Origin of the sequence: Novosphingobium piscinae, from assembly GCF_014230355.1 — a bacterium.
Lineage (GTDB): Bacteria > Pseudomonadota > Alphaproteobacteria > Sphingomonadales > Sphingomonadaceae > Novosphingobium > Novosphingobium piscinae.
On the sequence record NZ_JACLAX010000004.1, the window covers coordinates 133,794 to 159,277 of the forward strand.

29 protein-coding genes and 2 riboswitches are annotated in these 25,484 nt (G+C 69.9%); of the genes, 9 read left to right on the forward strand and 20 right to left on the reverse strand.

The window, feature by feature from the left end; all coding sequences use genetic code 11:
- The first annotated feature begins 89 nt into the window (after nucleotides 1-89).
- The 4 genes from H7F53_RS05885 (at nucleotide 90) to H7F53_RS05900 (ending at nucleotide 4,515) form a co-directional block, all read left to right on the forward strand.
- A complete protein-coding gene (locus tag H7F53_RS05885; RefSeq protein WP_185678544.1) occupies nucleotides 90-965 on the forward strand; it encodes a F0F1 ATP synthase subunit gamma in 876 nt (291 codons plus the stop codon).
- A gap of 30 nt (nucleotides 966-995) precedes the next feature.
- Nucleotides 996-2,441: a F0F1 ATP synthase subunit beta gene (gene atpD / locus H7F53_RS05890; protein WP_185678545.1), complete on the forward strand. Its 1,446-nt coding sequence runs from the start codon at nucleotides 996-998 to the stop codon at nucleotides 2,439-2,441.
- Nucleotides 2,442-2,643: 202 nt separating this feature from the next.
- Nucleotides 2,644-2,901, forward strand: a complete 258-nt coding sequence (locus H7F53_RS05895) for an ATP synthase F1 subunit epsilon (protein WP_185678546.1) — start codon at nucleotides 2,644-2,646, stop codon at nucleotides 2,899-2,901.
- A gap of 84 nt (nucleotides 2,902-2,985) precedes the next feature.
- The gene (locus H7F53_RS05900; protein WP_185678547.1) at nucleotides 2,986-4,515 is read left to right on the forward strand and encodes a hypothetical protein; all 1,530 of its coding nucleotides are present in this window, start codon (nucleotides 2,986-2,988) and stop codon (nucleotides 4,513-4,515) included.
- Here H7F53_RS05900 and H7F53_RS05905 read toward each other — a convergent pair.
- Together H7F53_RS05905 and H7F53_RS05910 are read right to left on the reverse strand one after the other, a co-directional pair.
- Entirely contained in the window at nucleotides 4,446-4,973 is a 528-nt protein-coding gene (locus H7F53_RS05905; RefSeq protein WP_185678548.1) for a DUF6265 family protein, read from the reverse strand. The two genes, H7F53_RS05900 and H7F53_RS05905, sit on opposite strands and share 70 nt — an antisense overlap.
- 20 nt (nucleotides 4,974-4,993) lie before the next feature.
- Entirely contained in the window at nucleotides 4,994-5,305 is a 312-nt protein-coding gene (locus tag H7F53_RS05910; RefSeq protein ID WP_246438583.1) for an HNH endonuclease, read from the reverse strand.
- Between the two features lie 129 nt (nucleotides 5,306-5,434).
- On the opposite strand from H7F53_RS05910, the gene H7F53_RS05915 reads away from it, so the two are divergent.
- Nucleotides 5,435-6,946 (forward strand): TadA family conjugal transfer-associated ATPase, encoded by a 1,512-nt coding sequence (locus H7F53_RS05915; RefSeq protein ID WP_185678549.1) that lies wholly within the window; start codon nucleotides 5,435-5,437, stop codon nucleotides 6,944-6,946.
- 1 nt (nucleotide 6,947) lies between these two features.
- Here the strand turns inward: H7F53_RS05915 and H7F53_RS05920 are convergent, their stop codons facing one another.
- Entirely contained in the window at nucleotides 6,948-7,145 is a 198-nt protein-coding gene (locus tag H7F53_RS05920) for a hypothetical protein (protein WP_185678675.1), read from the reverse strand.
- 49 nt (nucleotides 7,146-7,194) lie between these two features.
- Here H7F53_RS05920 and H7F53_RS05925 point away from each other — a divergent pair, with 49 nt between their 5' ends.
- The gene (locus H7F53_RS05925; RefSeq protein WP_343061940.1) at nucleotides 7,195-8,100 is read left to right on the forward strand and encodes a DMT family transporter; all 906 of its coding nucleotides are present in this window, start codon (nucleotides 7,195-7,197) and stop codon (nucleotides 8,098-8,100) included.
- A 71-nt stretch (nucleotides 8,101-8,171) separates the two neighbouring features.
- Here the strand turns inward: H7F53_RS05925 and gcvPB are convergent, their stop codons facing one another.
- The 13 genes from gcvPB to H7F53_RS05990 form a co-directional block, all read right to left on the reverse strand.
- Nucleotides 8,172-9,731 (reverse strand): aminomethyl-transferring glycine dehydrogenase subunit GcvPB, encoded by a 1,560-nt coding sequence (gene gcvPB, locus H7F53_RS05930; RefSeq protein WP_185678550.1) that lies wholly within the window; start codon nucleotides 9,729-9,731, stop codon nucleotides 8,172-8,174.
- Nucleotides 9,728-11,110, reverse strand: a complete 1,383-nt coding sequence (gcvPA, locus tag H7F53_RS05935) for an aminomethyl-transferring glycine dehydrogenase subunit GcvPA (protein ID WP_185678551.1) — start codon at nucleotides 11,108-11,110, stop codon at nucleotides 9,728-9,730. Before gcvPA ends, gcvPB begins: the two co-directional genes overlap by 4 nt.
- A 146-nt stretch (nucleotides 11,111-11,256) precedes the next feature.
- Complete coding sequence (gene gcvH / locus H7F53_RS05940) at nucleotides 11,257-11,628, reverse strand: glycine cleavage system protein GcvH (protein WP_185678552.1); 372 nt, start codon at nucleotides 11,626-11,628, stop codon at nucleotides 11,257-11,259.
- Between the two features lie 10 nt (nucleotides 11,629-11,638).
- Nucleotides 11,639-12,784: a glycine cleavage system aminomethyltransferase GcvT gene (gcvT, locus tag H7F53_RS05945; RefSeq protein ID WP_379542872.1), complete on the reverse strand. Its 1,146-nt coding sequence runs from the start codon at nucleotides 12,782-12,784 to the stop codon at nucleotides 11,639-11,641.
- Between the two features lie 35 nt (nucleotides 12,785-12,819).
- Nucleotides 12,820-12,938: riboswitch (glycine riboswitch) on the reverse strand.
- Nucleotide 12,939: 1 nt separating this feature from the next.
- Nucleotides 12,940-13,061: riboswitch (glycine riboswitch) on the reverse strand.
- A 53-nt stretch (nucleotides 13,062-13,114) separates the two neighbouring features.
- Nucleotides 13,115-13,828 (reverse strand): NAD(P)H-binding protein, encoded by a 714-nt coding sequence (locus H7F53_RS05950; RefSeq protein WP_185678553.1) that lies wholly within the window; start codon nucleotides 13,826-13,828, stop codon nucleotides 13,115-13,117.
- Between the two features lie 8 nt (nucleotides 13,829-13,836).
- A complete protein-coding gene (locus H7F53_RS05955; RefSeq protein ID WP_185678554.1) occupies nucleotides 13,837-15,003 on the reverse strand; it encodes a deoxyguanosinetriphosphate triphosphohydrolase in 1,167 nt (388 codons plus the stop codon).
- A gap of 11 nt (nucleotides 15,004-15,014) precedes the next feature.
- On the reverse strand, nucleotides 15,015-15,707 hold the full coding sequence (locus H7F53_RS05960; protein WP_185678555.1) for an aspartate/glutamate racemase family protein: 693 nt from the start codon (nucleotides 15,705-15,707) through the stop codon (nucleotides 15,015-15,017).
- Nucleotides 15,708-15,823: 116 nt separating this feature from the next.
- Entirely contained in the window at nucleotides 15,824-16,141 is a 318-nt protein-coding gene (locus tag H7F53_RS05965; RefSeq protein ID WP_185678556.1) for a hypothetical protein, read from the reverse strand.
- Entirely contained in the window at nucleotides 16,141-17,592 is a 1,452-nt protein-coding gene (locus H7F53_RS05970; protein ID WP_185678557.1) for an NAD(P)(+) transhydrogenase (Re/Si-specific) subunit beta, read from the reverse strand. The genes H7F53_RS05965 and H7F53_RS05970 overlap by 1 nt, the downstream gene beginning before the upstream one ends.
- Nucleotides 17,592-17,888: an NAD(P) transhydrogenase subunit alpha part 2 gene (locus tag H7F53_RS05975; RefSeq protein WP_185678558.1), complete on the reverse strand. Its 297-nt coding sequence runs from the start codon at nucleotides 17,886-17,888 to the stop codon at nucleotides 17,592-17,594. The genes H7F53_RS05970 and H7F53_RS05975 overlap by 1 nt, the downstream gene beginning before the upstream one ends.
- A 1-nt stretch (nucleotide 17,889) precedes the next feature.
- Nucleotides 17,890-18,309, reverse strand: coding sequence for an endonuclease domain-containing protein (locus tag H7F53_RS05980; RefSeq protein WP_185678559.1), 420 nt, complete (start codon nucleotides 18,307-18,309; stop codon nucleotides 17,890-17,892).
- Between the two features lie 86 nt (nucleotides 18,310-18,395).
- Nucleotides 18,396-19,526, reverse strand: a complete 1,131-nt coding sequence (locus H7F53_RS05985) for an NAD(P) transhydrogenase subunit alpha (RefSeq protein WP_185678560.1) — start codon at nucleotides 19,524-19,526, stop codon at nucleotides 18,396-18,398.
- 15 nt (nucleotides 19,527-19,541) lie between these two features.
- Nucleotides 19,542-19,676, reverse strand: coding sequence for an aa3-type cytochrome c oxidase subunit IV (locus H7F53_RS05990; protein ID WP_281384740.1), 135 nt, complete (start codon nucleotides 19,674-19,676; stop codon nucleotides 19,542-19,544).
- 193 nt (nucleotides 19,677-19,869) lie between these two features.
- Between H7F53_RS05990 and H7F53_RS05995 the strand changes: the two genes are divergently transcribed.
- Together H7F53_RS05995 and H7F53_RS06000 are read left to right on the forward strand one after the other, a co-directional pair.
- Nucleotides 19,870-21,270: a sigma-54-dependent transcriptional regulator gene (locus H7F53_RS05995; RefSeq protein WP_221773612.1), complete on the forward strand. Its 1,401-nt coding sequence runs from the start codon at nucleotides 19,870-19,872 to the stop codon at nucleotides 21,268-21,270.
- A 77-nt stretch (nucleotides 21,271-21,347) separates the two neighbouring features.
- A complete protein-coding gene (locus H7F53_RS06000; RefSeq protein ID WP_185678562.1) occupies nucleotides 21,348-21,533 on the forward strand; it encodes a hypothetical protein in 186 nt (61 codons plus the stop codon).
- On the opposite strand, the gene folP is transcribed toward H7F53_RS06000, so the two are convergent.
- The 4 genes from folP to H7F53_RS06020 form a co-directional block, all read right to left on the reverse strand.
- On the reverse strand, nucleotides 21,504-22,604 hold the full coding sequence (gene folP, locus H7F53_RS06005; protein ID WP_185678563.1) for a dihydropteroate synthase: 1,101 nt from the start codon (nucleotides 22,602-22,604) through the stop codon (nucleotides 21,504-21,506). The genes H7F53_RS06000 and folP overlap by 30 nt on opposite strands.
- A gap of 42 nt (nucleotides 22,605-22,646) precedes the next feature.
- Nucleotides 22,647-22,835, reverse strand: a complete 189-nt coding sequence (locus tag H7F53_RS06010) for a hypothetical protein (RefSeq protein ID WP_185678564.1) — start codon at nucleotides 22,833-22,835, stop codon at nucleotides 22,647-22,649.
- A gap of 1 nt (nucleotide 22,836) precedes the next feature.
- Nucleotides 22,837-23,982 (reverse strand): site-specific DNA-methyltransferase, encoded by a 1,146-nt coding sequence (locus H7F53_RS06015; RefSeq protein ID WP_185678565.1) that lies wholly within the window; start codon nucleotides 23,980-23,982, stop codon nucleotides 22,837-22,839.
- A gap of 234 nt (nucleotides 23,983-24,216) precedes the next feature.
- Entirely contained in the window at nucleotides 24,217-24,861 is a 645-nt protein-coding gene (locus H7F53_RS06020) for a ribonuclease HII (RefSeq protein WP_185678566.1), read from the reverse strand.
- 84 nt (nucleotides 24,862-24,945) lie between these two features.
- Between H7F53_RS06020 and H7F53_RS06025 the strand changes: the two genes are divergently transcribed.
- Entirely contained in the window at nucleotides 24,946-25,464 is a 519-nt protein-coding gene (locus H7F53_RS06025; RefSeq protein ID WP_185678567.1) for a GNAT family N-acetyltransferase, read from the forward strand.
- Nucleotides 25,465-25,484: the final 20 nt, after the last annotated feature.

The following is a 25,484-nucleotide window of genomic DNA, read 5'->3' on the forward strand; positions in this document are numbered from 1 at the left end:
GAAAGCCGGGACCGCTGGCTGCCAGGTACAGCCAGAACGACAGCGGTCCCGGGGCAAGCCCGGGATGACGAATTAGAGGAACCGGTAGAGTGGCTTCACTCAAGGAACTCAAGCTGCGGATCAACTCGGTCAAGTCGACCCAGAAGATCACCAAGGCAAAGCAGATGGTCGCCGCGGCGAAGCTGCGCAAGGCGCAGGCCGCCGCCGAAGCGGCGCGGCCCTATGCCGCGCGGCTGGCGGGGGTGATGGGCAGCCTGGCCGGCAAGGTCACGGTGTCGGGCTCGAGCCCGAAGCTGCTGGCCGGCACCGGCAAGGACCAGGTCCACCTGCTGGTGGTTGCCAATTCCGACCGCGGGCTGTGCGGCGCGTTCAACTCGAACATCGTCAAGGCCGCCAAGGTGAAGGCGACCGAGCTGCAGGCCGAGGGCAAGACCGTGCTGTTCTATCTGGTCGGCCGCAAGGGCCGCGCCCAGATCCGGCGCGACTGGCCCAATGCGATCATCGGCCAGTTCGACACCACGGGCGTGCGCGAGCCCGGCTTCACCGAGGCCGAGGCGATCGCGAACGAGCTGCTCGGACTGTTCGAGGCCGGCAAGTTCGACGTCGCCCACCTGTTCTATTCGAAGTTCCGCAGCGCGCTGGTCCAGGTGCCCACCGCGCAGCAGATCATCCCGGTCCCCGCCCCGGCCGCCGCCGCGACCGACGATGGTGCCGTGGTCGAGTACGAGCCCGACGAGGAGACGATCCTGGTCGAGCTGCTGCCGCGCTACCTGCGCACCCAGCTGTTCGGCGCGCTGCTCGAGAACATGGCCTCCGAACAGGGCGCCTCGATGACCGCGATGGACAACGCCACGCGCAACGCGGGCGAGCTGATCAACAAGCTCACCATCCAGTACAACCGCAGCCGCCAGGCCGCGATCACGACTGAACTGATTGAAATCATTGCCGGCGCGGAAGCGCTCTAAGGCAACGAGAGAGAAGGCAAGGAAACAACCATGGCCACCGTGCTCACTTCCACCGGCAAGATCAGCCAGGTCATCGGCGCCGTCGTCGACGTGACCTTCGACGGCGAGCTGCCGGCGATCCTCACCGCGCTCGAGACCGACAACAACGGCAACCGCCTGGTGCTCGAGGTTGCCCAGCACCTCGGCGAGAACACCGTGCGCACCATCGCGATGGACGCCACCGACGGCCTGACCCGCGGCCAGGCCGTGACCAACACCGGCGCGCAGATCTCGGTGCCGGTCGGCCCCAAGACCCTCGGACGCATCATGAACGTGATCGGCGAGCCGATCGACGAGCGCGGCCCGGTGGGTTCGGACCTGCACGCGCCGATCCACGCCAAGGCTCCCGAGTTCGTCGACCAGTCGACCGAGGCCGCCATTCTCGTCACCGGCATCAAGGTGATCGACCTGCTCGCCCCCTATGCGCGCGGCGGCAAGATCGGCCTGTTCGGCGGCGCCGGCGTGGGCAAGACCGTGCTCATCCAGGAGCTGATCAACAACATCGCCAAGGGTCACGGCGGCGTGTCGGTCTTCGCCGGCGTGGGTGAGCGCACCCGTGAGGGCAACGACCTCTACCACGAGTTCCTCGACGCGGGCGTCATCGCCAAGGATGCCGAGGGCAATGCCACGTCGGAGGGCTCGAAGGTCGCCCTGGTGTTCGGCCAGATGAACGAGCCGCCGGGCGCCCGCGCCCGCGTCGCGCTGTCGGGCCTGACCATGGCCGAATACTTCCGCGACCAGGAAGGCCAGGACGTGCTGTTCTTCGTCGACAACATCTTCCGCTTCACCCAGGCGGGTTCGGAAGTGTCGGCGCTGCTCGGCCGCATCCCCTCGGCCGTGGGCTACCAGCCGACCCTGTCGACCGACATGGGCGCGCTGCAGGAGCGCATCACCTCGACCAACAAGGGCTCGATCACGTCGGTCCAGGCGATCTACGTCCCCGCGGACGACCTCACCGACCCGGCCCCGGCGACCTCGTTCGCGCACCTCGACGCGACCACCACGCTGAACCGCGCGATCTCGGAGCTGGGCATCTACCCGGCGGTCGACCCGCTCGACTCGACCTCGCGCGTGCTCGAGCCGCGCGTTGTCGGCGCCGAGCACTACGAGACCGCGCGCCGCGTCCAGGAGACGCTGCAGAAGTACAAGTCGCTGCAGGACATCATCGCCATTCTCGGCATGGATGAGCTCAGCGAAGAGGACAAGACGATCGTTGCCCGCGCGCGCAAGATCCAGAAGTTCCTCTCGCAGCCGTTCCACGTCGCCGAGGTGTTCACCGGCATCCCGGGCAAGTTCGTCCAGCTGGAAGACACCGTCCGTTCGTTCAAGGCGGTGGTCGACGGCGAGTACGATCACCTGCCGGAAGCCGCGTTCTACATGGTCGGCGGCATCGACGAAGTGGTCGAGAAGGCCAAGAAGCTGGCCGAAGACGCCTGATAACAGTGCCCCGCCCGCAAGGGCCGGGGCACCGCAACCTCCCCTCCCGCTGTTCCCCGCCTTCGCGGGGACATGGGTAGGGGCCGGGAGAGGGCCTGTTGGGCGACCTTCCTCCGGTCAGGAACAAGCCCTCCCCCCGCCCCTCCCGTCAACGGGAGGGGAGCCTAGTGACCCTCCGGCAAGCGGAGGGGGAGTTTTGGACATGCCGCTGCACTTCGAACTCGTCACCCCGGCCAAGCTCGTGCGGAGCGAGAGCGTCCATATGGTCGTCGTCCCCGGCAGCGAGGGCGAGTTCGGCGTGCTGGAGGGCCACGCGCCGTTCATGTCGACGGTCAAGGACGGGGTCATCCGCGTCTACAAGAGCGAGAACGCCGCGCCTGAGGACATCGCGGTGTCGGGCGGCTTCGCCGAGGTCGGCGCCAATGGCCTGACCGTGCTGGCCGAGCACGTCGAGGGCTGAGCCCCGGCGGCCGGCCCGGCCCACCCCGTGACGCCCTCGGGCTTGGTGCTTGGTTCCGCCGTGCTGGGCGGCTAGCCTGAACCCATGGGGGACCATCACCCGATCGCTCCACCGCCCGCCGCCCCGCCACCCCGGGCCGACCTGTTCTTGCGCATCGCCCGTGCGCTGGCGCCGCGGCCGGTCCAGCTGGGCTGGTTCGTGCTGCTCGCGCTGGCCACCCGTGTCGCCGCCTGGGGCGATCCCAATCTGTTCGCTGATGAGCTGTTCTACCTCCAGCTCGGCCTGCGCCAGCACGCCGGGCTGCTGCCCTACGTCGACCTGTGGGACCGCAAGGGACCCGGGCTGTTCGCGCTCTATGGTCTGATCGCCGCGCTGCCCGTGCCGCTTATCGGCTACCAGGTGGTCGCCACGGGCTTCGTGGTCGCCACCGCCTGGGCAATCCAGCAGTTGGGCGAGCGGCTCGGCAGCCGCACCGGAGCAACCTGGGGAGCGACCTTCTACATCGTGATGCTGCCACTGTTCGGCGGCATCGGCGGACAGGCCCCGGTGTTCTACAACCTGTTCATCGCCCTCGCCGCGATGCGGGTGCTGCGCGGCCAGCTGGTCACGGCCATGTTGCTCGCCGGGCTGGCCGCCAGCTTCAAGCAGACCGCGCTGGCCGAGGGCCTGTTCCTCGGGCTGTGGGGGCTGTGGCAGCTGCGCCGGGAGGACGCGCGGCGGCTGATCCGGCTAACCCTGGCGATGGCCGCGGCGGGCGCCGCACCGCTGGTCCTGCCCGGGCTGGGCTTCGCCGCGATCGGCCATTTCGCCGAGTTCTGGTATGCCATGGTCACGTCAAACCTGGTGCGCACGACCAACCCGGGCGGCGATGCCGCGGCGCGGGCCACGGCGCTGGCCTGGATCGGGCTGCCGCTGCTGCTCCCCGCCGCCGCCGGACTGATCTGGCCGCGGGAGCGCGGCGTGGCGCCCGGTTTCGTCGCCGGCTGGGTGATCGCCGCGCTGGTCGGGCTGGTGCTGGTCCCCAATTTCCTGCTGCACTACATGCTGCCGCTGCTGCTCCCGCTCAGCCTGGCCGCAGCCGCGGCGCTCGACCGGCCCCGCGCGGGCACCAGCTATGCCCTGGCCGCGCTGCTGCTGGTGCTGCTGATCAGCCCTTCGTTCTGGTTTGCCCCGCGCCAGCAATCGCGCGCGCAGATGGCGGCGCTGGCCGCCATGGTGCAGCGCCGCGAGCCCCACCCCCGGCTGCTCGTGTTCCTCGGCCCGTCCTATCTGTACGAGATGGTCGGCCGCTACCCGCCGACCCCGCTGTTCTTCCCCTACCTGCTCGGCGCCGCCTCCGAGGACGGCACCAGCTGGCGCGACGCTGCGGGCGAAATGCGCCGCGTGCTGGCCTGGCAGCCCCAGGTTGTGGTCGTGCCCGCGGGGCTGACCCCGGCGATGGGCAATCCGCGCACGGTTCCCCTGGTGCTTGCCTATCTGCGCGGCTGCCAGCGCTGGGGGGTGGAGACCGTCTCGGATTTCACCGCCTCGGGGCAGGTGATCGTCTACGGCGATTGCAAGGCCGGCCGCTCCGGGGGCAGTCCGTCCGGCGGCGGGCCGGCGACGGGCCGGTAGTTCCAGCGCTCGGCCCGGCTCCCGTCAAGCTGCGAGGCCTCGACCATCAGCAACTGGCCCTCACGCCAGAAACGGATTCGCTGCGGATAAGGCGCCGACGGGTTGGCGAACTCGATCGCCTGGTCGCTCATCACCGCCATCGCATAGTCGACCGCGCTGCCGCCCTGCGGCTGGACCATCAGGCTCAGGCCGCCGCCCGGTCGGCGCACGATCCGCTGGTAGTCCCAGCTCTCCACCTCGGGGCCGAAGCCGCGCCGGGCGAGGCCGAGCATCTGCCCGCCGTGCGGCGCAGTCCACAGCCGGTCGCCCCAGGCGGCGCCGGATTGCGAGTGCCAGGTGCCGGCCATCCATTCGGGCAGGCGCGTCTCACGCGGCTGTGCTGCCAGGGGCACCGGCGCATGGACCAGCGCCAGCGGGATGAGCAGAGCGGCGAATAGCGACGGCGGGAGGCGGAGCATCCCTGCCGGGTTAGGGCCAATCAGCCCCGCCGGCCAAGGTCTTTCTTGCGCGGCGCGGTGACGACGTGGAAGTCGGCCGGCTTGCCCGCGATCCACTTCAGGAAAGTCGCCAGGTCGGGGTGGGCGCGCAGCCTTGCCGGATCGGCGCCGAGACGCTGCAGCTCTGCCGGGCTGAAGGTGGCATGGAGCGTGCGGTGACACAGCGGATGCACTGGCACGGTGGCCCGTCCGCCACGGCTTTTCGGCACCGGATGGTGGCGCTCCACCCGCCGGCCGAGCGGGCGCTGACACAGCCAGCAGGGGCTGGCGGACGGGGGCGGATCGGCCATCATCGCCACCAGCGCGCTCCACTGCCTTTAGGAAGTTTTCAAAGTTTCAACCATATACCGAAGCACGAACGCAAGCGCCAAGGCCGGGTCAGCATCGCGACACGACTCGGTCATGACGGGGAAAGTCTTGAAATGAATGCATTTGGGCGGAAGAACGGACTAGGCGGGATGGCACCGGGCGCCCGCCCCTCGTTCGGCGTCGCCCGACCGATGAAAACCGGCCCCGGCGGCGTCGATGGTGGCCGGGCCGACTTTGCCGCCTCGCCTGTGCCCGGCGAAGCCCCTGCACCGGCTGCGCTCGACCCCAACAAGGGCGATGCAATGGCGCGGCTCAACGACCGCTCCACCCAGATCGTCGACAACCAGTACCAGGCCGAAGGCTTCGAGGCCTCGGTCCACAAGATCAAGGAGCAGGTGCTCCCCCGCCTGCTCGAGCGGGTCGATCCGGAAGCCGCCGCGACGCTGTCCAAGGACGAGCTGTCGGAAGAATTCCGCCCGATCATCCTCGAGGTGCTGGCCGAGCTCAAGATCACCCTCAACCGTCGCGAACAGTTCGCGCTGGAGAAGGTGCTGATCGACGAGCTGCTCGGCTTCGGCCCGCTGGAGGAGCTGCTCAACGACCCCGACGTGTCGGACATCATGGTCAACGGGCCGGACCAGACCTACATCGAAAAGAAGGGCAAGCTGCAGCTCGCTCCGATCCGCTTCCGCGACGAGCAGCACCTGTTCCAGATCGCCCAGCGCATCGTCAACCAGGTCGGCCGCCGCGTCGACCAGACCACGCCGCTGGCCGACGCCCGCCTCAAGGACGGCAGCCGCGTGAACGTGATCGTCCCGCCGCTCAGCTTGCGCGGCACGGCCATCTCGATCCGTAAGTTTTCCGAGAAGCCGATCACGCTCGACATGCTGCGCGATTTCGGCTCGATGTCGGACAAGATGTGCACCGCGCTGAAGATCGCGGGCGCCTGCCGCATGAACATCGTGATTTCGGGCGGTACCGGTTCGGGCAAGACCACGATGCTCAACGCCCTGTCGAAGATGATCGACCCGGGCGAGCGCGTGCTGACCATCGAGGACGCGGCCGAACTGCGCCTGCAGCAGCCGCACTGGCTGCCGCTGGAAACCCGCCCGCCGAACCTGGAGGGCCAGGGTGCGATCACCATCGGCGATCTCGTCAAGAACGCGCTGCGCATGCGCCCGGACCGGATCATCCTGGGCGAAATCCGCGGCGCCGAGTGCTTCGACCTGCTCGCGGCGATGAACACCGGCCACGACGGATCGATGTGCACGCTCCACGCGAACAGCCCGCGCGAATGCCTTGGCCGTATGGAAAACATGATCCTGATGGGCGACATCAAGATCCCGAAGGAAGCGATCAGCCGCCAGATCGCCGAATCGGTGGACCTGATCGTCCAGGTCAAGCGCCTGCGCGACGGTTCGCGCCGCACCACCAACATCACCGAGGTGATCGGGATGGAGGGCGACGTGATCGTCACCCAGGAGCTGTTCAAGTTCGAGTATCTCGACGAGAGCGACGACGGCAAGATCATCGGCGAGTTCCGCTCGACCGGGCTGCGTCCCTACACGCTCGAGAAGGCGCGCCAGTTCGGGTTCGACCAGGCTTATCTCGAGGCCTGCCTCTAGGTCATCCCCGAAGGGCGGCCGCCCCCAGGAGCACTGCGGCCAGCAGCGCCCAGACGAACAGGCCCTGCCAGGGCATCAGCCCGACCCGGTCCAGATCGCTCCGACGCCATCGGCGACGATCGCCCCACCAGGCGGCCATCGCCACCGCAAGTGCGAAGATGGCACCCACAAGGGCAGGATGGTCGCTGCCGAATTCCACGCACGCCTCTTGTCTCAACCGGCCGCCCGGCTAAAGCCGGATTGTGCAAGTGCAACAAAAACCTTTCCTCGCGCTCGGCTTGCGCTTGCTGGCGATGGTCGCGATGTCGGTCATGCTGCTGTTCTCGAAGCTGACCGGGGACTACGGTCTGGCCCTGCCCGAGGCGCTGTTCTGGCGACAGCTGCTGCCCGCCATCGGCATCCTGGCCTGGCTGGCCGCGCGCGGCCAGCTCAGCCGGTTGCGCACCGAACGCTTCTGGATCCATGCCCGCCGCGCCTTCATCGGCACGGTGGGGATGTTCGGCACCCTGGGCGTGGTGCGCATCCTGCCGTTGGCTGAAGCGACGATCCTGGGCTTCACCACGCCGATGTTCGCGGTGGTGCTGGCCGCCCTGTTCCTGCGCGAGACGGTGGGGCCGTGGCGCTGGAGCGCGGTGGCGGTCGGGTTGGTCGGCGTGATGGTCATCGTCGGGCCCGACCGCGCCCACCTGCCGCTCAATGGGGTGGTGGTCGGCCTGTTCGCCGCCTTCTCGGTCGCGCTGGTTTCGATCCAGCTGCGCGACCTCGGCCGCACCGAGGAGCCGCTGCGGGTCGTGTTCTACTTCTCGCTGCTCGGCGCGCTGCTGCTGCTGCCCGCGGCGCTGGTCACCGGCCGTGCCCACAGCCAGGTGCAGTGGCTGCTGCTGGCCGGGCTGGGCGCCACCGGGATCGTCACCCAGCTGCTGCTGACCGCGGCGCTGCGCTATGGCAGCGTCGCAAGCGTGATCGTGATGGACTACAGCCAGCTGATCTGGTCGACGCTGTGGGGCTACCTGATCTGGCGCCAGCTCCCGCCGGCCACGAGCTGGCTGGGCGCGCCGCTGATCATTGCCGCCGGGCTGATCATCGCCTGGCGCGAGCACGTGCTGCACCGCCGCAGCGTGCTGGACCCGGCGACCGCGCCCAACGCCGATTGAGGCACCAGCCGGACTGTCCCCGGCGACGCGGCCCGTCACACCGGGCGCGGCGCCGGGGACTGCGGCCTGAATCAGGCCTCCGGCCAGACCAGCACCGGCTTGCGCGCGGCCTGGGTCTCGTCGAGCCGGCGGCGCGGGACCAGATGCGGCGCCGACTTCAGCCCCGGATCACCGGCCCGCGCCCGCTCCGCCAGGCTGCGCATCGAGCCGATGAAACGGTCGAGCCCGGCCTTGCTCTCGGTCTCGGTCGGCTCGATCAGCATCGCCCCGTGGACCACCAGCGGGAAATAGACCGTCATCGGGTGGAAGCCCTCGTCGATCAGCCCCTTGGCCAGGTCGAGCGTCGAGAAGCCCTCGGCAAAGCCGCTGTCGCTGAACAGCGCCTCGTGCATGCACGGCCCCGCTCCGGCGAAGGGGGCATCGAGCAGGTCTTCCAGGCTGCGCAGCACGTAGTTGGCGTTGAGCACCGCGTCCTCCGCCACCTGGCGCAGCCCGTCGGCGCCGTGGCTGAGGATATAGGCCAGCGCGCGGGTGAACATGCCCATCTGCCCGTGGAACGCCGCCATCCGCCCGAAGCTCTGCGGATGATGGACCGGCGCGTCCTCTTCCTCGACCAGCCGGATGATCCCGTCGGGACCGCGCAGGGCAAAGGGCAGCGGGGCGAAGGGGGCCAGCGCGGCCGACAGCACCACCGGCCCCGAGCCCGGCCCGCCGCCGCCATGCGGGGTGGAGAAGGTCTTGTGCAGATTGATGTGCATCGCATCGATGCCGAGGTCGCCCGGGCGGACCTTGCCGACGATCGCGTTGAAATTCGCGCCATCGCAGTAGACCAGCCCGCCGGCGGAATGGACCGCGTCCGAGATCGCCTTCATGTCGCGCTCGAACAGGCCGCAGGTGTTGGGGTTGGTGATCATCACCGCCGCCACGTCCGGGCCGAGCCGCGCGGTCAGCGCCGCCAGGTCGACCCGCCCCTCGGCGGTGGCGGGGATGTTTTCGACCCGGTAGCCGGCGAAGGCCGCCGTGGCGGGGTTGGTCCCGTGGGCGCTCTCGGGCACGAGCACGACCTGCCGGGCATCGCCGCGGGCCTCCAGTGCGGCGCGGATGCACAGCAGCCCGCACAGCTCGCCGTGGGCCCCGGCCTTGGGGGTCATGGCCACGGCGCTCATCCCGGTCAGGGTCACCAGCCAGTGCGCCAGTTCGGCGATCACCCCGATCGCCCCGCGCACGGTGTGCTGCGGCTGGAGCGGGTGGATGTCGGCAAAGCCGGGCAGCCGCGCGACCTTCTCGTTGAGCCGCGGGTTGTGCTTCATCGTGCACGAGCCAAGCGGAAACGGCCCGAGATCGATCGCGTAGTTCTGGCGCGACAGCCGGGTATAGTGGCGCACGGTCTCGGGCTCGGTCAGGCCGGGCAGGGCCGGCGGCGCGGCGCGGAGGAAGCGGGCAAGCCCGGGGACCACCGGCGTATCGACCTCGTCCAGATCGACCCCGCAGGTGCCGGCGCGGCCCAGCTCGAAGATCAGCGGTTCTTCGAGCGACAGCCCGCGGTCACCACTGGTGGTCACGATCGGGGCACCCTCGCCGCCCCCTTCGCCCATCGCGGGGCGCCAGCCGGAAACATTGGGAGCGTTCATGTCGGGCTTCCTTCGTGGGCATTGGCAAGGACCTCGCCGAGGATCGCGGCAAGGGCGTGGATGTCCTGATCGGTGGTGGTCTCGGTGGCGGTGACCAGCAGGGCGTTGCTCAGTTCGGGCTGGCGCGGATAGAGCCGGCCGAGCGAGACCCCGCCCAGCACGCCATAGTCGGCCAGTTCGCGCACCACCTCGCGCGCATCGCGCGGGAGGATCACCGTGAACTCGTTGACATAGGCGTGGTTGAGCACTTCGACCCCGGCCACTCCGGCCAGCGCGGCCGCGGTCTGCTGGGCACGGGCGTGATTGATCCGGGCCAGCCGGGCCAGCCCGTCCCCGCCAAGCAGGGTCATGTGGATCGAGAAGGCCAGCGCGCAGAGCCCCGAGTTGGTGCAGATGTTGCTCGTCGCCTTCTCGCGCCGGATGTGCTGCTCGCGGGTCGACAGGGTGAGCACGAAGCCGCGCCGGCCATCGGCATCGACCGTCTGGCCGCACAGCCGCCCCGGCATCTGCCGCACGAACTTCTCGCGGCAGCCGAACAGCCCGAGGTAGGGTCCGCCGAACTGGAGCCCGACGCTGAGCGACTGCCCCTCGCCCACCACAATATCGGCGCCGAGCTTGCCCGGCGCCTCGATCAGGCCGAGTGCGACCGGCTCGGTCACCACCGCGATCAGCAGCGCGCCCTGCGCCTGGGCCGCCGCGGCGATCTTCGCCAGATCGGGCACCCGGCCGAGCACGTCGGGGTACTGCACCACCACGCAGGCCGTGGCCGCATCGATCGCGGCGATCAGCCCGGCCTCGTCCGGCTCGGCGCTGAGCGTCGGCACGCGGCTGTCGATCTGGTCGCCGGTGAAGCGGGCCATGGTCTCGATGGTCGCGACGTAGTGCGGGTGGAGCCCGCCACACAGCACGGCCTTGCTGCGCCGGGTGACCCGTCCGGCCATGGCCACGGCCTCCCAGCACGCGGTCGAGCCATCGTACATCGAGGCATTGGCGACATCGGTGCCGAACAGCCGCGCGACCTGGGTCTGGAACTCGAACAGGACCTGCAGCGTGCCCTGGGCGATCTCCGGCTGGTAGGGCGTGTAGGCGGTGAGGAACTCGCCGCGTTGGATCAGGTGATCGACCGAGGCCGGGATATGATGGCGATAGGCCCCTGCCCCGAGGAAGAACGGCGCGGCGCCGGCGGCCAGGTTCTGCGCGGCCAGCGCGGCCATATGCCGCTCGACCGCCATCTCGCTGGCGTGGTGCGGCAGGCCGGGCACCGGCCCGGGCAGACGCGCCTCGGGCGGGACGTCGGCGAACAGGGCATCAACCGAATCGGCACCGATCACGCCGAGCATCTCGGCGCGGTCGGCAGGGGTTAGGGGAAGGTATCTCACAGGGTGCTCCACACCTTGGCATTTGCCCAATTCACCCGGTCCGCTCAGCCTGAGCTTGTCGAAGGCCACGCTCGGGACTGGCCTCGCGCGCGTGCTTCGACAGGCTCAGCACGAGCGGACGTGAGTGCGCGAAATCGTGTCGGCGATTACAGCCCGGCGACGAAGGCGTCGTAGGCGGCCTTGTCCATCAGCCCGGCCAGCTCGGCCGGGTCGGACAGGGTCAGGCGGAACAGCCAGCCGTCGGTCTCGGGGGCGCTGTTGACCAGCTCGGGGGCATCGGCCAGCGCCGCGTTGCTCTCGGTCACCGTGCCGCTGACCGGGGCATAGACGTCCGAGGCGGCCTTGACGCTGTCCACCACGCAGGGGGCATCGCCCTTGCCGATGGTCGTGCCGGCGGCCGGCAGGTCGACATAGGTGATGTCGCCGAGCTGGCTCTGGGCATAGTCGGTGATGCCGACCGTGCCGGTCTCTCCGGCAACGGCGATCCATTCGTGATCCTTGGTGTAGTAGGTCGTCACGGTGAGCTCCTCAGCGATGGTAGCGATGGGGGACAAAGGGCAGCGGCACGACCCGGGCAGGGAGCCGCCTGCCGCGCATGTCGATGGTCAGTTCGGTGCCGGGCGCGGCCTGCGCCGCCGCGACGTAGGCCATGGCGACCGGATGGTTAAGACTGGGCGAGAAGCCGCCCGAGGTGACCGTGCCGATCACGGCCTCGCCGGCATGGACCGCGGCGCCCTCGCGCGCGGCCATGCGCCCCTCGAGCGCCAGCCCGACGCGGCACCGTGCCGGCCCCTCGGCCAGGGCCGCGAGCACGGTCTCGGCGCCCAGAAAGCCGCCCTCGGCCTTGCGCCGCTTGTTGATCGCAAAGGTCAGCCCGGCCTCGACCGGGTTGATCTCGGGGCTGAGGTCGTGCCCGTAGAGCGGCAGGCCGGCCTCGAGCCGCAGGCTGTCGCGCGCGCCGAGTCCGATCGGCTTGACCTCGCTTTCGCCGCACAGCGCTGCAGCGACGGCCGCCGCGGCCTCGGCCGGGATCGAGATCTCGAAACCGTCCTCACCGGTATAGCCGGACCGGCTGATCCATGCCTCGACCCCGGCCAGGGTGAAGCTGCCGCCCTTCATGAAGGTGAGTGCCTCGATCGGCACCGGACCGTTCGCGAGCCGGGCCAGCGCAACTGCCGCGGCCGGGCCCTGCAGTGCGAGCAGGGCACTATCGGCGAGGTGGTTGATCGTGATCTCGTCGGGCAGGTGCTCGCGCAGGTGGGCTATGTCATCCCACTTGGTGGCCCCGTTGACGACCAGGTAGAACCCTTCGTTCCAGCGCGTGACCATCAGGTCATCGAGCACGCCGCCATACTCGTCGAGCAGGAGCGAGTAGCGCGGGGCATAGGGCTTGAGCGTGCCGAGGTCGATCGGCAGCACGGCCTCGAGCGCCGCCTCGCCCCCCGGGCCGCTGATGAACAGCTGGCCCATGTGCGAGACGTCGAACAGTCCGGCGCTGCTGCGGGTCCACAGGTGCTCGGCGATGATTCCCTCGTACTGGACCGGCATCCAGTAGCCGGCGAAGGGCACCATCCGCGCGCCGCGCGCCCGGTGCCAATCATCGAGGGGCAGGGTTTCCGGCTCGGCCGGAGCGTCATCAAGCTCGTCGTTCGCAGGCGCGTCGATCGCGTTCACAGGGCATGGCTCCGCACAGATGTGGCACACGTTTCCGTGCCCCCTCTGTCACGGAAGCCTGAGAGCTTTCCCCTGTTCCGGCCATGACTGGCGGAACCGGGTTACCCCTTCGGCGGCAGCCCCCGAAGGTGCTGCACTTTCCAGAGCGACGCTATCGACCCATCGCGGTCCTGAAGCCTGAGAGATTCCGGGGCGGTTGCTCCTTCGGCGCCGGGCGAACCGTGACGCCCCGGATGAAAGGGCGGCGATTCGCGTCGGACTCTCCCGCGCGGTCAGCGTCCTGCCCGGCGTGAACGTGTGCAGGTGCGAAGTCAACCGCGCGCGGCCGATTTAGTCCACAGACTCTCGGGCAGGCAGCGAGCGTTCGAAGGCATGGCGGCGCAGCGCCCGGATCATCGCGTCGTGATCGTGGACGAACCGTCCGCGCGCCTTCTGGTGCGCCAGGGCCAGGATCACCTCGGCCAGGGTATCCGCCGCGATCGGCCGGTAGCGCCGCGCGCCGCCGTGGAGCACCAGCCCGGCCAGCGGCGCGAGGAGCTGGCCGACCGCCTCGGCCGGACGCCGATCGTCGCGCGCGCCAAGCAGCAGGCCGGGCTGCAGGATGTCGAGCCGGGCCAGCCCGGTCCGCGCCAGCGCCGCCTCGGTCTCGCCCTTCACGCGCAGGTAGAAGTTGCGCGATTGCGGGCTGGCACCGATCGCGCTGACCGCGATGAACTGCCGCGCCCCGGCCTCGCCCGCCCAGCGCGCACAGGCCAGCACCAGATCATGGTCGACCGCGCGAAAGGCCGCCTCGTCACCGCCGACCCGGCGGATCGTCGTGCCCAGCGCGCTCACCACCACGTCGGGTCGCGCCGCGGCGAGCGCGTCGCCCCAGTTCTCCGGATCGGCGAGCAGCACCTCCATGGTCGCGCCGCGCGGCAGCGCCAGCTCGCGCCGCGCCACCGCCACAAGGCGCACGTCGCCGCGGCCGACGCAGGCCGCGATCAGCGCCGAGCCGACCAGCCCGCTCGCTCCGACCAGCCCGATCCGCACCGGCCTAGCCACGGCGCCCCCTAGACATTGCGCAGCCCTTCCGGGGCATGGCCGGTGATGCGCGCATAGGCGGTGGCGGCGAAGCGGTCGGTCATCCCGGCGATGTAGTCGACGATATGCCGGGTGCGGTCGGGCTCGGCCTCGTCAAGGCGCCCGGCCCAGCCCGCGCCCATCAGGGCCGGGTCGGCCCGGTAGGCGGCGAGCAGCGTAGTCATCACCTCGCGGGCGCGCTCCGCCGTGGCGAGCTGCTCGGGGTGGTAGTAGAGCCGCTGGTACATGAAGCGCTTGAGCACCCGCTCGTGCTCGGCCAGCGCTGGGGAGAAGGCCGCCGTGGCCTGGCCCGCCGTCCGCACCGCCTCGGCGCTGCCCAGTCCGGCGGCACGGCCGCGGGTGGTCTCGATCAGATCGTTGACCATCCAGCCGATCTGGCCGCGCACCAGCTCGCGCAGCTGGCGTTCGCGCGGGGCATGGGGGAACCGGCGCTCGACCGCCCGCCACTGGTCGGCCAGGAAATCGAGCGCGAGCAGATCGTCGTGCACGAGGAACCCCGCGCGCAGGCCATCGTCGATGTCGTGATTGTCGTAGGCAATGTCGTCGGCCAGCGAGGCGACCTGCGCCTCGAGGCTGGGCCACTGGCCGAGGTCCAGCGGCCAGGCGGCATCGAGCTCGGCGAGCGCCCAGTTGGGCGCGCTGACCGGGCCATTGTGCTTGGCCAGCCCTTCCAGCAGCTCCCAGGTGAGGTTGAGCCCGTCGAACTCGCAGTAGGGGCTCTCGAGCCGCATCAGCGTGCGCAGACAATGGGCGTTGTGGTCCCACCCGCCGTGGTCGGTCAGCGCCGCGTCGAGCGCCTCCTCGCCGGCATGGCCGAAGGGCGGGTGGCCGATGTCATGCGCCAGGCACAGCGCCTCGGTCAGGTCCTCGTCGAGCCCGAGCGCGCGGGCGATCACCCGGCCGATCTGGGCCACCTCGAGGCTGTGAGTCAGGCGCACGCGGTAATGATCGCCATCGGGCGCGATGAACACCTGGGTCTTGTGGCGCAGGCGGCGGAAGGCGATCGAATGGATGATCCGGTCGCGGTCGCGCTGGTAGGGCCCGCGCGGCCCGCGGGTTACCGTATCATCGGCTGCGAACTCGCGACCCCGGCTCCGGGCCGGGTCGGACGCATAGGGCGCGCGCAAGCCTGTCATCCCGGGGTCCGTCAATCGCCGCAGATCCAGTCCACCGCCGCCTCGGCGTGGATCCGGGTGCAGTCGTAGATCGGCATCACGTTGGCATCGACGTCGACCACCATCTCAAGCTCGGTGCAACCCAGCACGACCGCCTGGGCCCCGTCGCGCTGCAGCTCGACCATCATCGACTTCAGCTCACGCTCGGCCTGACGGGTGGCCTTGCCGAGCATCAGCTCGTCATAGATGATCCGGTCGAGCGCCTCGACGAACTTCATCTCGGGCGGCAGCAGCTCGATGTCGCGGGCGATCAGCTTCTTGCGGTAGAAGCTTTCCACCATCACGTTGCGCGTGCCCATCAGCGCCGCCCGCTTGATCCCGTCGCGCGCCATCCGCTCGCCGACGCATTCGGCGATGTGCAAGACCGGCACGCCGACCGCTGCGGCCACCTGATCGTAGACCTTGTGCATCGCATTGGCACCGATCAGGATCGCGGTGGCCCCCGCGGTCTCGAGCCGCGCGGCGCTGTCGGCCAGGATCGTCCCGGCCCGGGTCCACTCCTCGGCCCCCTGCAGGCGCTGCAGGTTGGTGTAGTCGAGGCTCTCGATCAGCAGCGGAGCGCTGGCCTGGCGGCCGGCGCGGGCCTGGACGAGGCGGTTGATGTGCTCGTAGTAGGTACGGGTCGACAGCCAGGACATGCCGCCGATCAGGCCGATCTTGCGCAAGACGGAGAACTCCCCAAACGATCCGGCCAGGGCGGCCGGCATGGTCGTCAGTCGAGCGGGGTCTTAGGGATGCCTCCGGCCGAGGTCCAGCGGCGTTCGGTGCGGCGGCGTGGAGATCAGCCGAAGCCGGTGGCGCAGAGCGCGGCCGAGCTGGCGGTCACCTCGATCACCGCCGGGTCGCCCACCCTGCGCACCGCCGCGACATAGTCGGCCAGGCTGCGCTTCGGGCCTTGCAGCGCCTGGAGCTTGCGCAACTGGGCAATCGTCAGCCGATCGACCATGCGGCGCGCCATGCAGGCCGAGGTTGGTTCCGATAGCCCGGCCCCGACCAGCGCCGAACGCACGCGGCTCTCCGCGATCCGCTCGACGCAGCCGGCCAGGACCAGCGGGACGGCCAGCAGCGCCAGGCCGCCCAGCACCGCCCCGCGGCGCATCAGTGGGCCAACGCCTTGACGATGTCCTCGACCATCTTCTTGGCGTCGGCGAGGAGCATCATCGTCTGGTCCATGTAGAACACGTCGTTGTCGACGCCGGCATAGCCGACCCCGCCCATCGAGCGCTTGACGAAGAAGATCGTCTTGGCCTTGTCGACGTCGAACACCGGCATGCCGTAGATCGGGCTCGACTTGTCGGTCTTGGCCGCGGGGTTCACCACGTCGTTGGCGCCGATGATGAAGGCCACGTCGGCCTGGGCGAACTCGCTGTTGATGTCCTCCAGCTCGAACACCTCGTCATAGGGCACGTTGGCCTCGGCGAGCAGCACGTTCATGTGCCCGGGCATGCGCCCCGCCACCGGGTGGATCGCGTACTTGACGCTGACGCCCTCCTTCTTGAGCGTGTCGGCCATCTCGCGCAGCGCATGCTGCGCCTGGCTGACCGCCATGCCGTAGCCCGGGATGATGATCACGCTTTCGGCCTGCTTCATCATGTAGGCCGCGTCTTCGGCCGAGCCGCGCTTCCACGGGCGCTGCTCCTTGGCCGGACCCCCGCCCCCGGCCGCCGCATCGGCGCCGAAGCCGCCGGCGATGACCGACAGGAACCCGCGGTTCATCGCCTTGCACATGATGTAGGAGAGGATCGCGCCGGACGAACCGACCAGCGCACCGGTGATGATCATCGCGCTGTTGTGCAGGGTGAAACCCATCGCCGCCGCGGCCCAGCCCGAGTACGAGTTGAGCATCGAGACCACGACCGGCATGTCCGCGCCGCCGATCGGGATGATCAGCAGGAAGCCGATGAAGAAGCTGAGCGCAGTGATCGTGGCGATCACCCAGCCCGACTGGTCCTGGGTGAAATAGGCCACGAGCCCCAGGATCGCGACCAGCGTGCCGAGATTGAGCACGTGGCGGCCGGGCAGCAGGATCGGCGATCCGCTCATCTTGCCCGCCAGCTTGAGGAAGGCGATGACCGAGCCCGAGAAGGTGATCGCGCCGATCGCGATGCCAAGACCCATCTCGATCCGGCTCTGCACCTCGATCACCCCGTCCGCGCCGGCGATGCCGAAGGCCTGCGGGTTGAGATAGGCGGCCAGGCCGACCAGCACGGCGGCGAGGCCGACCAGCGAGTGGAACGCCGCGACCAGCTGCGGCATGTCGGTCATCGCGATCTTGCGCGCGATGAACCAGCCGATGCCGCCGCCGATGGCCAGCGCGGCAACGATCTCCGGCAGGCTGGCGATCTCGTGCGTGACCAGCGTGGTCGCGACCGCGATGGTCATGCCGATCATGCCATAGCGGTTGCCCGCCTGGCTGGTCGCCGGGCTGGACAGCCCACGCAGCGCGAGGATGAACAGCACGCCCGAGACGAGGTAGGCCAGCGCCACCCAGGCGGGGATGGCGGCATGCCCGGCTTCGGCCGCGGCGGCGGCAAGGAGCGCGAAGCTCATCACTTCTTCTCCTTCTTCTTGTACATCGCGAGCATGCGCGCGGTGACAGCGAAGCCGCCGAAGATGTTGACCGAGGCCAGCACCACCGCCCCCAGCCCCAGCCACTTGGCCGTGGTCCCGCTGGCGCCCAGCACCGGCGCGGCCGCCGCGATCAGCGCGCCGACCACGATCACCGAGGAGATCGCGTTGGTCACGGCCATCAGCGGGGTGTGGAGGGCGGGCGTGACCGACCAGACGACGTAATAGCCCACGAAGCAGGCGAGCACGAAAATGCTCAGGATCGAGATAAAGTCCATGTCAGCTAACGACTCCTAACGAGTCTCCCCCTCTGGGGGAGGTGGCAGCGCGAAGCGCTGACGGAGGGGGCATGTCGTGGCACAGCGCCACAAGCGACTCAGCGACCCGGGCGGGGTCACGCAGAACATCGGGAGCGGGCACCCGCACCAGGGTCAGGCCTTTGCCTTCGAGCCATTGATCCCGCTCGCGATCCCTGGCCGGATTTCCTCCCATATCGTGAACCTTGCCATCGATCTCGATCACGAGGCGATGGCTGGCGCAGTAGAAATCGACCACGAAATCGCCGACCGGATGCTGGCTGCGGAACTTGAGGCCACACGGGCGCTGGCGCAGTTGCTGCCACAACAGACCTTCCGGAAGCGACATCTGGCGGCGCAGCTTGCGTGCGGCGCCCAGAGCCCGGGGCGTGTGGTTCTCCATCGTTTCCCCCTCCGTCAGCCCTCCGGGCTGCCACCTCCCCCAGAGGGGGAGTCTCGAATTGCCCACGGGCGCCCCGCCCGCTGCCCTCACCCGAGCAGCCTCGGGTTCACCACCTTGCCGCCCTGGGTCAGGCGGATCGCCCCGCCGATCTCCTCATCGAGCACGGGCTTGCCCTGTTCCTTGTCCCAGAAGGCGGCGAGGAAGTTGTAGAGGTTGCGCGCGAACAGGGCCGAGGCATCGGCCGGCAGCTTGGCCGGCGTGTTGCTGTAGCCAAGGATCTTGACCCCGTGGCGTTCGACCACCTGGTCGGGCACCGACCCTTCGACGTTGCCGCCCTGCGCCACGGCCAGGTCGAAGATCACCGAACCCGGCTTCATGCTGGCGATCTGCGCATCGCTGATCAGGCGGGGCGCGGCGCGTCCCGGGATCAGCGCGGTGGTGATGACGATGTCCTGCTTGGCGATGTGGCTGGAGACCAGCTCGGCCTGGGCCTTCTGGTACTCCTCGCTCATCTCGGTGGCATAGCCGCCAGCGCCCTCACCCTCGATCCCGGCGACGGTCTCGACGAAGATCGGCTTGGCGCCGAGCGAGATGATCTGCTCACGCGTGGCCGAACGCACGTCGGTGGCCGAAACCTGGGCGCCGAGGCGGCGGGCCGTGGCGATCGCCTGGAGCCCCGCTACGCCCACCCCCATGATGAAGGCCTTGGCGGCGCTGATCGTGCCGGCCGCGGTCATCATCATCGGGAAGGCCCGGCCGTAGAGGTTGGACGCCTCGATCACGGCCTTGTAGCCGGCCAGGTTCGACTGCGAGGAGAGGATGTCCATCGACTGCGCGCGGGTGATGCGCGGCATGAACTCCATCGCCAGCGCTTCCAGCCCGGCCGCGGCATAGGCATCGACCCGGGCGCGTCCACCCCCCGGCCCCTGCCCGAACGGATCGAGCCCGGCGACCACCCAGGCGCCCGGCGCCGCTGCCGCCAGCGCGGCCGGATCGGGCCCCTGCACACCCAGAATGATGTTCGCCCCGGCCACGGCAGACGCGGCCAGTTCGGCCCCGGCGGCGGCGTAGTCGGCGTCGGCGATCGAGGCCGCGGCCCCGGCACCCGGTTCCACGGCCACGGAGGCCCCCAGCGCGATGAACTTCTTCACCGTCTCCGGTGTCGCAGCCACGCGCGTCTCACCGGGAGCCCGCTCCCGAACGACGGCTAGTTTCATCCCCCCGTCAGTGCGTCAGCGGGCGAGCAGGTAGACGACAAACGCCGTCAGCGCGATCAGCGCCGGCGTGGTCCACTTCACCACCCCGATGAACGCCTCGTAGGTTTCGCGGGCGGCCTTGATGTCGTTTCCAGATGCCATCTCAATCATTCCCGTGCTTCGACCCGCTGCGGGGCCCGTTGCGTGACAAACCGCGCATGGCTCTATCGCGGCGCGCCCCCCCACTCAAGGGGGCCAGCGTGCCCCCTGATCTTTAAGCTGGTTTTTACCTGATTGCCCTAAGCACTGTTGAGTGAGAGCCAATCAGACCCCTTCGATCGCCGAGTTCGAGCAGCGTCTGCTGATGCTGATCGACGACGAGCCGGCCCAGAGCCGCCTGATCACCGCCCTGGCCGGGCGCGAGGGCTGGCGCACGCTGGTTGTCCGCGACGCCGAGACCGCCATCGCCACGCTCGGCACGCGCCAGGGCATGCAGCTCTCCGCGATCATTCTTGACCAATGGGTGCCCGGCGACGAGGCCTGCACGCTGATCGCCGAACTGAAGGCGCGCCGACCTGCGCTGCCGATCCTGATGCTGACGACCAGTTCGTCGCCACTGCTGGCGGTCGAGGCGATGCGCGCCGGCGCGGCCGACTACCTGATCAAGCCGGTGGCGCCCGAACGGCTGATGCAGGCGCTGCGCGCTGCAACCGCCAAGGGCACCCCGCGCGACGAGCTCGCTCCCCTGACCGAGAAGATGCCGGGCAAGCCCGATTTCGACGCGATGATCGGCGCCGCGCCCACCTTCCGCGCCGCGCTGGCGGTCGCCGCCAAGGCCGCGCGCGGGCACAGTCACGTGCTGATCGAGGGCGAAAGCGGCACCGGCAAGGAGATGCTGGTGCGCGCGATGCACGCCGCCAGCCCGCGCGCCAAGGCACCGATCCGCATGGTCAACATCGGCTCTTTGCCGGCCAATGCGGTGGAATCCGTGCTGTTCGGCCACGAGAAGGGTGCCTTTCCCGGCGCCTTCGACCGGCAGGTCGGCGCCATCCAGCAGTGCGACGGCGGCACTCTGGTGCTCGACGAGATCGACCGCCTGCCCCCTGCCGTGCAGGAGCGTCTGGCCGAATCCCTTGCCCGCGGCGACGTCCGCCCGATCGGCGCGCGGCATTCGTTCCGGATCGACGTGCGGATCATCGCCGCCAGCAACCTGCCGCTGGCCGATCTTGTCGCCGGCGGGCATTTCCTCGGCGCGCTCCACGAGGCGATCGCCCAGGTCAGCGTGGCGCTGCCTCCGCTGCGCGAACGCGCCCAGGACATTCCGGCCCTCGCTCGCCACTTCCTCGCCCGGATCGGCGAGCAACCCGGACTGCGCCGGCTGTCGATCACCGACAGCGCGCTGTCGCTGCTCTCGGCCTATGACTGGCCGGGCAACGTGCGCCAGCTCCAGACCGTCCTGTTCCGCGCGGCGGTGTTCTGCGATGGCGACGGGCTGACGGCGGAGGACTTCCCGCAGCTCTGCACGATGCTCGGGATGGACCAGCCGGTCACCCCTGGCAACCAGGCCGTCCACGGCTCGCCCGGCGTGTTGCTCTACACCCCGGACGGCAATCTGCGTCCGCTCGAGGAGATCGAGGCCGACGTGATCCGACTGGCGATTGGCCATTACCGCGGACGGATGACCGAAGTGGCACGGCGGCTCGGCATCGGCCGCTCGACGCTCTACCGCAAGCTGTCCGACCTCGGCATCGACAGCGCCGCCTGAATCCGGCCGGTCGCCCGCCAGACGCGGGAACCGGCTTGAGCAGTCTACGTTAATCCGTTGAAATGGGGCGGATTGCCATGAGCCTTCACGACATCGTCGAACCTGCTGGCACCCCGCTCACCGGGTGGGGACTGGTCCCGCTTGACACGGTCGTCAGCCGGGCTGACTTGCGCGACCGCGCCCCGCCCGCCGATCCCGCTGCGGCCGATCGCACCCCGGTGGCGGTCACCACCTCAAAGTGGGAGCTGCGCGAAGTCGGTTAGCGCCGCGTCCCGCAGACCGCGCCAGACCCGCGCCGCCTGCACCGTGGGCGCAACATCGTGGACGCGGTGCAACTGCACCCCGGCCTCCATCGCCTTCACCGCCAGCGCCAGCGAACCGCCAAGCCGCTGGTCGGCCGGAGCCTCATGCGAAAGCGCGCCGATCATCCGCTTGCGGCTCGCCCCGACCAGCAGTGGCTGGCCCAGCGCGTGGAACAGCGGCAGGGCATTGAGCAGCGCGAGGTTGTCGGCCAGCGACTTGCCGAAACCGATGCCCGGATCGAGCACGATCCGTTCGCGCGCGATACCGGCGGCCACCGCGGCGTCGCGGCGTGCGGCAAGCCAGTCGAACACGTCGAGCACCACGTTGGCATAGCCGGCACCCGCATGGAGATCCTCGCCCTCGCCGGGCGCATGCATCAGCACCACCGGCAGCCCGGTGCCGGCCGCCAGGGCCAGCGCGCGCGGATCGTGGCGCAGCGCCGACACGTCGTTGAACAGGTGGGCCCCGGCGGCATGCGCCGCCTCCATGACCGCGGCGCGGCGGGTATCGACGCTGATTGCCGCCCCCATCGCGGCCAGCGCTGCGACCACCGGCACCACGCGGGCGATCTCGTCGCCCTCCCACACCGCCGCCGCGCCGGGGCGGGTCGATTCGCCGCCGACATCGACCAGTGCCGCCCCCGCCTCGAGCATCGCCGCGGCATGGGCCGCGGCCACCTCCGGCTTGTCCAGGAATTCGCCGCCATCCGAAAAGCTGTCAGGCGTGACGTTGAGGATGCCCATCACCTGCGGCTGGTCGAGCCGCACGGTGCGCGCGCCCAGCTGCAGCGGGGCCGGGCTGCGGCGCAGATTGTCCCACTGGGTGCGGACCGCCTCGGGCAGGTCGGGCAGGCGCGCCTCGAGCGCGCGCAGATCCAGCACCTCGCGCGCCACCACGTGCCCCTCCTCCGCGCGGTGCAGCAGCGCGAACTGGCTGGCATAGACCAGCCCGCCGGCCAGCCGCAGGGCCGCCCCGTCAAGGCTCTGCGGACTGGCGGCAAGGGTGATCGGCTGGAGATAGAAGCGGGTCATGCCGCGCGCCTTAGCCGGTGCCGCGCCGCGAGGTAAGGCGCTTCAGCCACGCCCCGGCCGCAAGGTCCGGCGGCGCCCCAGGGCGAGCCGGGCCCGCCCGGTGCGGACGAGACCGCTGCGGGCCAGCCGAGCGAGCGGCCCGGCCGCGCGGCCCATTCCGGCGCGCATGCGCAGCAGCCGGGGATCCTGCAGCGATTGCAGGATCGCCACGAGCGTGTCGCCGATCGGCACGTCAGGGCTCGGTCGAAAGCAGGTAGAGCTGACGGATATCGTCGAGCGGCTTGAGCTGGCCTTCGTGCTCGATGTGCCAGAAGCTCCAGCCGTTGCACGAGGGGGCGCCCTGCAGCTTCGCGCCGAGGCCATGGATCGAGCCGGTGTCCTGGCCGCAATCGAGCGAGCCGTCAGCCCGGACCAGCGCCACGAAGCGGCGCTTGCGATCGCACACCACGCTGCCCGGCCGGACCCAGCCGGTTTCGACCAGCGTGCCGAAGGCCACCCGCGGCGCGGTCCGCGGGCTCTGCATCGTGGTGATCGCGCTCTCGTCGAGCGGCAGGGCCAGCTCGATCCGCTCGAGCGCGGCCTCGCGGTAGGCGCTCTCGCGCTCGCAGCCGATCCACTGCCGGCCCAGCCGCTTGGCGACTGCGCCGGTGGTGCCGGTGCCGAAGAACGGATCGAGCACCACGTCGCCCTTGTTGGTCGTCGCCAGCATCACCCGATAGAGCAGGGCTTCGGGCTTCTGGGTGGGATGGACCTTGGCCCCGCCCTTCTTCAGCCGCTCCTGCCCCGAGCAGATCGGCAGGACCCAGTCCGACCGCATCTGCAATTCGTCGTTGAGCGTCTTCATCGCGCGGTAGTTGAAGGTGTAGCGCGCCTTCTCGCCCATGCTCGCCCAGATCAGGGTCTCGTGGGCATTGGTGAAGCGGGTGCCCTTGAAGTTGGGCATCGGGTTGGCCTTGCGCCAGACGATGTCGTTGAGGATCCAGAAGTCCAGGTCCTGGAGGATCGCCCCGACGCGGAAGATGTTGTGGTAGCTGCCGATCACCCAGAGCGACCCGGTCGGCTTGAGCACGCGGCGCGCCTCGCTCAGCCAGGCGCGGGTGAAGGTATCGTAGGCGGCGAAGCTGGCGAACTTGTCCCAGTCGTCGGTGACCGCATCGACATGGCTGCCGTCGGGCCGGCTGAGATCGCCGCCGAGCTGCAGGTTGTAGGGCGGATCGGCGAAGACCATGTCAACGCTGGCGCTGGGCAGGCTGCGCATCGCGCTGATGCAATCGCCCGCCAGGATCTGCCCCAGCGGCAGCGCGGCCTGCACATCGGCGGCGCCGCGGCCGGCACTGCGGGCGCGGGTCCTGGTCCTCGTCACCGGTTCCTTGAGCATCAGCCCTACCATGATCTTGCGCCCGCCCCTGTGGAAAACTTCGCCCCTTGTGAGTCATCAGGGACTCGCCGTCAAGCTGCGACTCGCCGGATTCCGGCGAGTCGCAGCCATCCATCCGGGAGAACACAACGAGTCCGACGCTAGATCTTGAGTCTCCCGACCCCGGCGGGACTCAAGATCTTGTGCCCACCCCGTCCGGCAAGCGCGGCGACAAAAGGTCAGGACACCAGCGGGTCAGAACAGCGCGAGCTGGGCCACCGGGGCAAAGCTGCGGCGGTGCAGCGGGGTGGGACCATGGGTCCGCAGCGCGGCGAGATGCTCGGGCGTGCCATAGCCGGCATTGCGCTCCCAGCCGTAGTGCGGGTGGACCACGGCATGGGCGCGCATCAGCGCGTCGCGGTGCTCCTTGGCAATGATCGAGGCCGCCGAGATGCACGGCTCGATCGCATCCCCGCCGACGATCGCCCGCGCCGGCCAGCGCCAGTCGGGCTGCCGCCCTTGCGGGGTGAGGTTGCCGTCGATCAGCACCTCGTGCGGATCGCACCCCAGCCGGTCGCACAGGCCGCCGACCGCGAGGGTCATCGCCCGCATGGTCGCGGCGAAGATGTTGATGCGGTCGATCTCGTCAGCCTCGACCACGCCGATCGCCCAGGTGCAGCGGCGCCGGATCTGCGCGTCGAGCCGGGCGCGGGCCGCGCGCGACAGGCGCTTGGAATCGTCGAGCCCGGCCGGCCGCGGCCGGCACAGCACGACCGCCGCCGCCACCACCGGTCCGGCCAGCGGGCCGCGCCCGGCCTCGTCCACGCCGACCACGATCCGGCCGGCCGGGCGATCGACCCCGGCTTCCGCGCCCTCCGGCCCCTCGTTCGCTCCGTCCATGTCCCCGGCTATCGCCCGGCCCGGCGCCGGACAGCAAGAGATTCGTTGCATGGCGGGGCGGCAGGTCCTATCGGCGCGCCTCTCATGTCCGAGGCTGCCCATCTGATCCCGCTCGACGCGGTCGACCCCGCCCTGGTCGAGGACCTGCTCGACCGCGCGTTCGAGCCGGGCCGCCATCAGCGCACCGCCTACAAGGTACGCGAAGGGATGGACTGGCTGCCGCAGCTCTCGTTCGCCGCGCTCGATACCGAGGAGCATCTGGTCGGGACGATCCAGTGCTGGCCGGTCGCCCTGACCGATCCCGCCGGTCGTGCCCACCCGCTGATCATGGTGGGGCCGGTGGCGGTGCTGCCCGAGCATCAGGGCGCCGGCTATGGCAAGGCGCTGATGACCGCGAGCCTTGGCGCGCTCAGCCCGCAGGCGCCGCTGCCGCAGGTGATGATCGGCGATCCCGAGTACTACGGCCGCTTCTGGGGCTTCAGCAATGCCCAGACCGGCGGCTGGAGCCTGCCCGGCCCCTTCGCCCAACACCGCCTGCTGGCGCGCTGCGACAATCCCGCGATCCTGCCCGAACGGGGCATGCTGGGGCCTTGGCGGCGCTAGACCGATCTGGCATCGGGCAG

Coding starts and splice junctions, on each gene's coding strand:
- H7F53_RS05980 (WP_185678559.1), bottom strand. CDS start 18,309: ATGGAGAACCACACGCCCCGGGCTCTGGGCGCCGCACGCAAGCTGCGC.
- H7F53_RS05975 (WP_185678558.1), bottom strand. CDS start 17,888: ATGGACTTTATCTCGATCCTGAGCATTTTCGTGCTCGCCTGCTTCGTG.
- H7F53_RS06020 (WP_185678566.1), bottom strand. CDS start 24,861: ATGGACGGAGCGAACGAGGGGCCGGAGGGCGCGGAAGCCGGGGTCGAT.
- H7F53_RS06000 (WP_185678562.1), top strand. CDS start 21,348: ATGAGCCTTCACGACATCGTCGAACCTGCTGGCACCCCGCTCACCGGG.
- H7F53_RS05970 (WP_185678557.1), bottom strand. CDS start 17,592: ATGAGCTTCGCGCTCCTTGCCGCCGCCGCGGCCGAAGCCGGGCATGCC.
- folP (WP_185678563.1), bottom strand. CDS start 22,604: ATGACCCGCTTCTATCTCCAGCCGATCACCCTTGCCGCCAGTCCGCAG.
- H7F53_RS06015 (WP_185678565.1), bottom strand. CDS start 23,982: ATGCTCAAGGAACCGGTGACGAGGACCAGGACCCGCGCCCGCAGTGCC.
- H7F53_RS05990 (WP_281384740.1), bottom strand. CDS start 19,676: ATGATTGAGATGGCATCTGGAAACGACATCAAGGCCGCCCGCGAAACC.
- H7F53_RS06025 (WP_185678567.1), top strand. CDS start 24,946: ATGTCCGAGGCTGCCCATCTGATCCCGCTCGACGCGGTCGACCCCGCC.
- H7F53_RS05900 (WP_185678547.1), top strand. CDS start 2,986: ATGGGGGACCATCACCCGATCGCTCCACCGCCCGCCGCCCCGCCACCC.
- H7F53_RS05915 (WP_185678549.1), top strand. CDS start 5,435: ATGAATGCATTTGGGCGGAAGAACGGACTAGGCGGGATGGCACCGGGC.
- gcvPB (WP_185678550.1), bottom strand. CDS start 9,731: ATGAACGCTCCCAATGTTTCCGGCTGGCGCCCCGCGATGGGCGAAGGG.
- H7F53_RS05910 (WP_246438583.1), bottom strand. CDS start 5,305: ATGATGGCCGATCCGCCCCCGTCCGCCAGCCCCTGCTGGCTGTGTCAG.
- H7F53_RS05995 (WP_221773612.1), top strand. CDS start 19,870: ATGCTGATCGACGACGAGCCGGCCCAGAGCCGCCTGATCACCGCCCTG.
- H7F53_RS05965 (WP_185678556.1), bottom strand. CDS start 16,141: ATGCGCCGCGGGGCGGTGCTGGGCGGCCTGGCGCTGCTGGCCGTCCCG.
- H7F53_RS05955 (WP_185678554.1), bottom strand. CDS start 15,003: ATGACAGGCTTGCGCGCGCCCTATGCGTCCGACCCGGCCCGGAGCCGG.
- atpD (WP_185678545.1), top strand. CDS start 996: ATGGCCACCGTGCTCACTTCCACCGGCAAGATCAGCCAGGTCATCGGC.
- H7F53_RS05985 (WP_185678560.1), bottom strand. CDS start 19,526: ATGAAACTAGCCGTCGTTCGGGAGCGGGCTCCCGGTGAGACGCGCGTG.
- H7F53_RS05905 (WP_185678548.1), bottom strand. CDS start 4,973: ATGCTCCGCCTCCCGCCGTCGCTATTCGCCGCTCTGCTCATCCCGCTG.
- H7F53_RS05895 (WP_185678546.1), top strand. CDS start 2,644: ATGCCGCTGCACTTCGAACTCGTCACCCCGGCCAAGCTCGTGCGGAGC.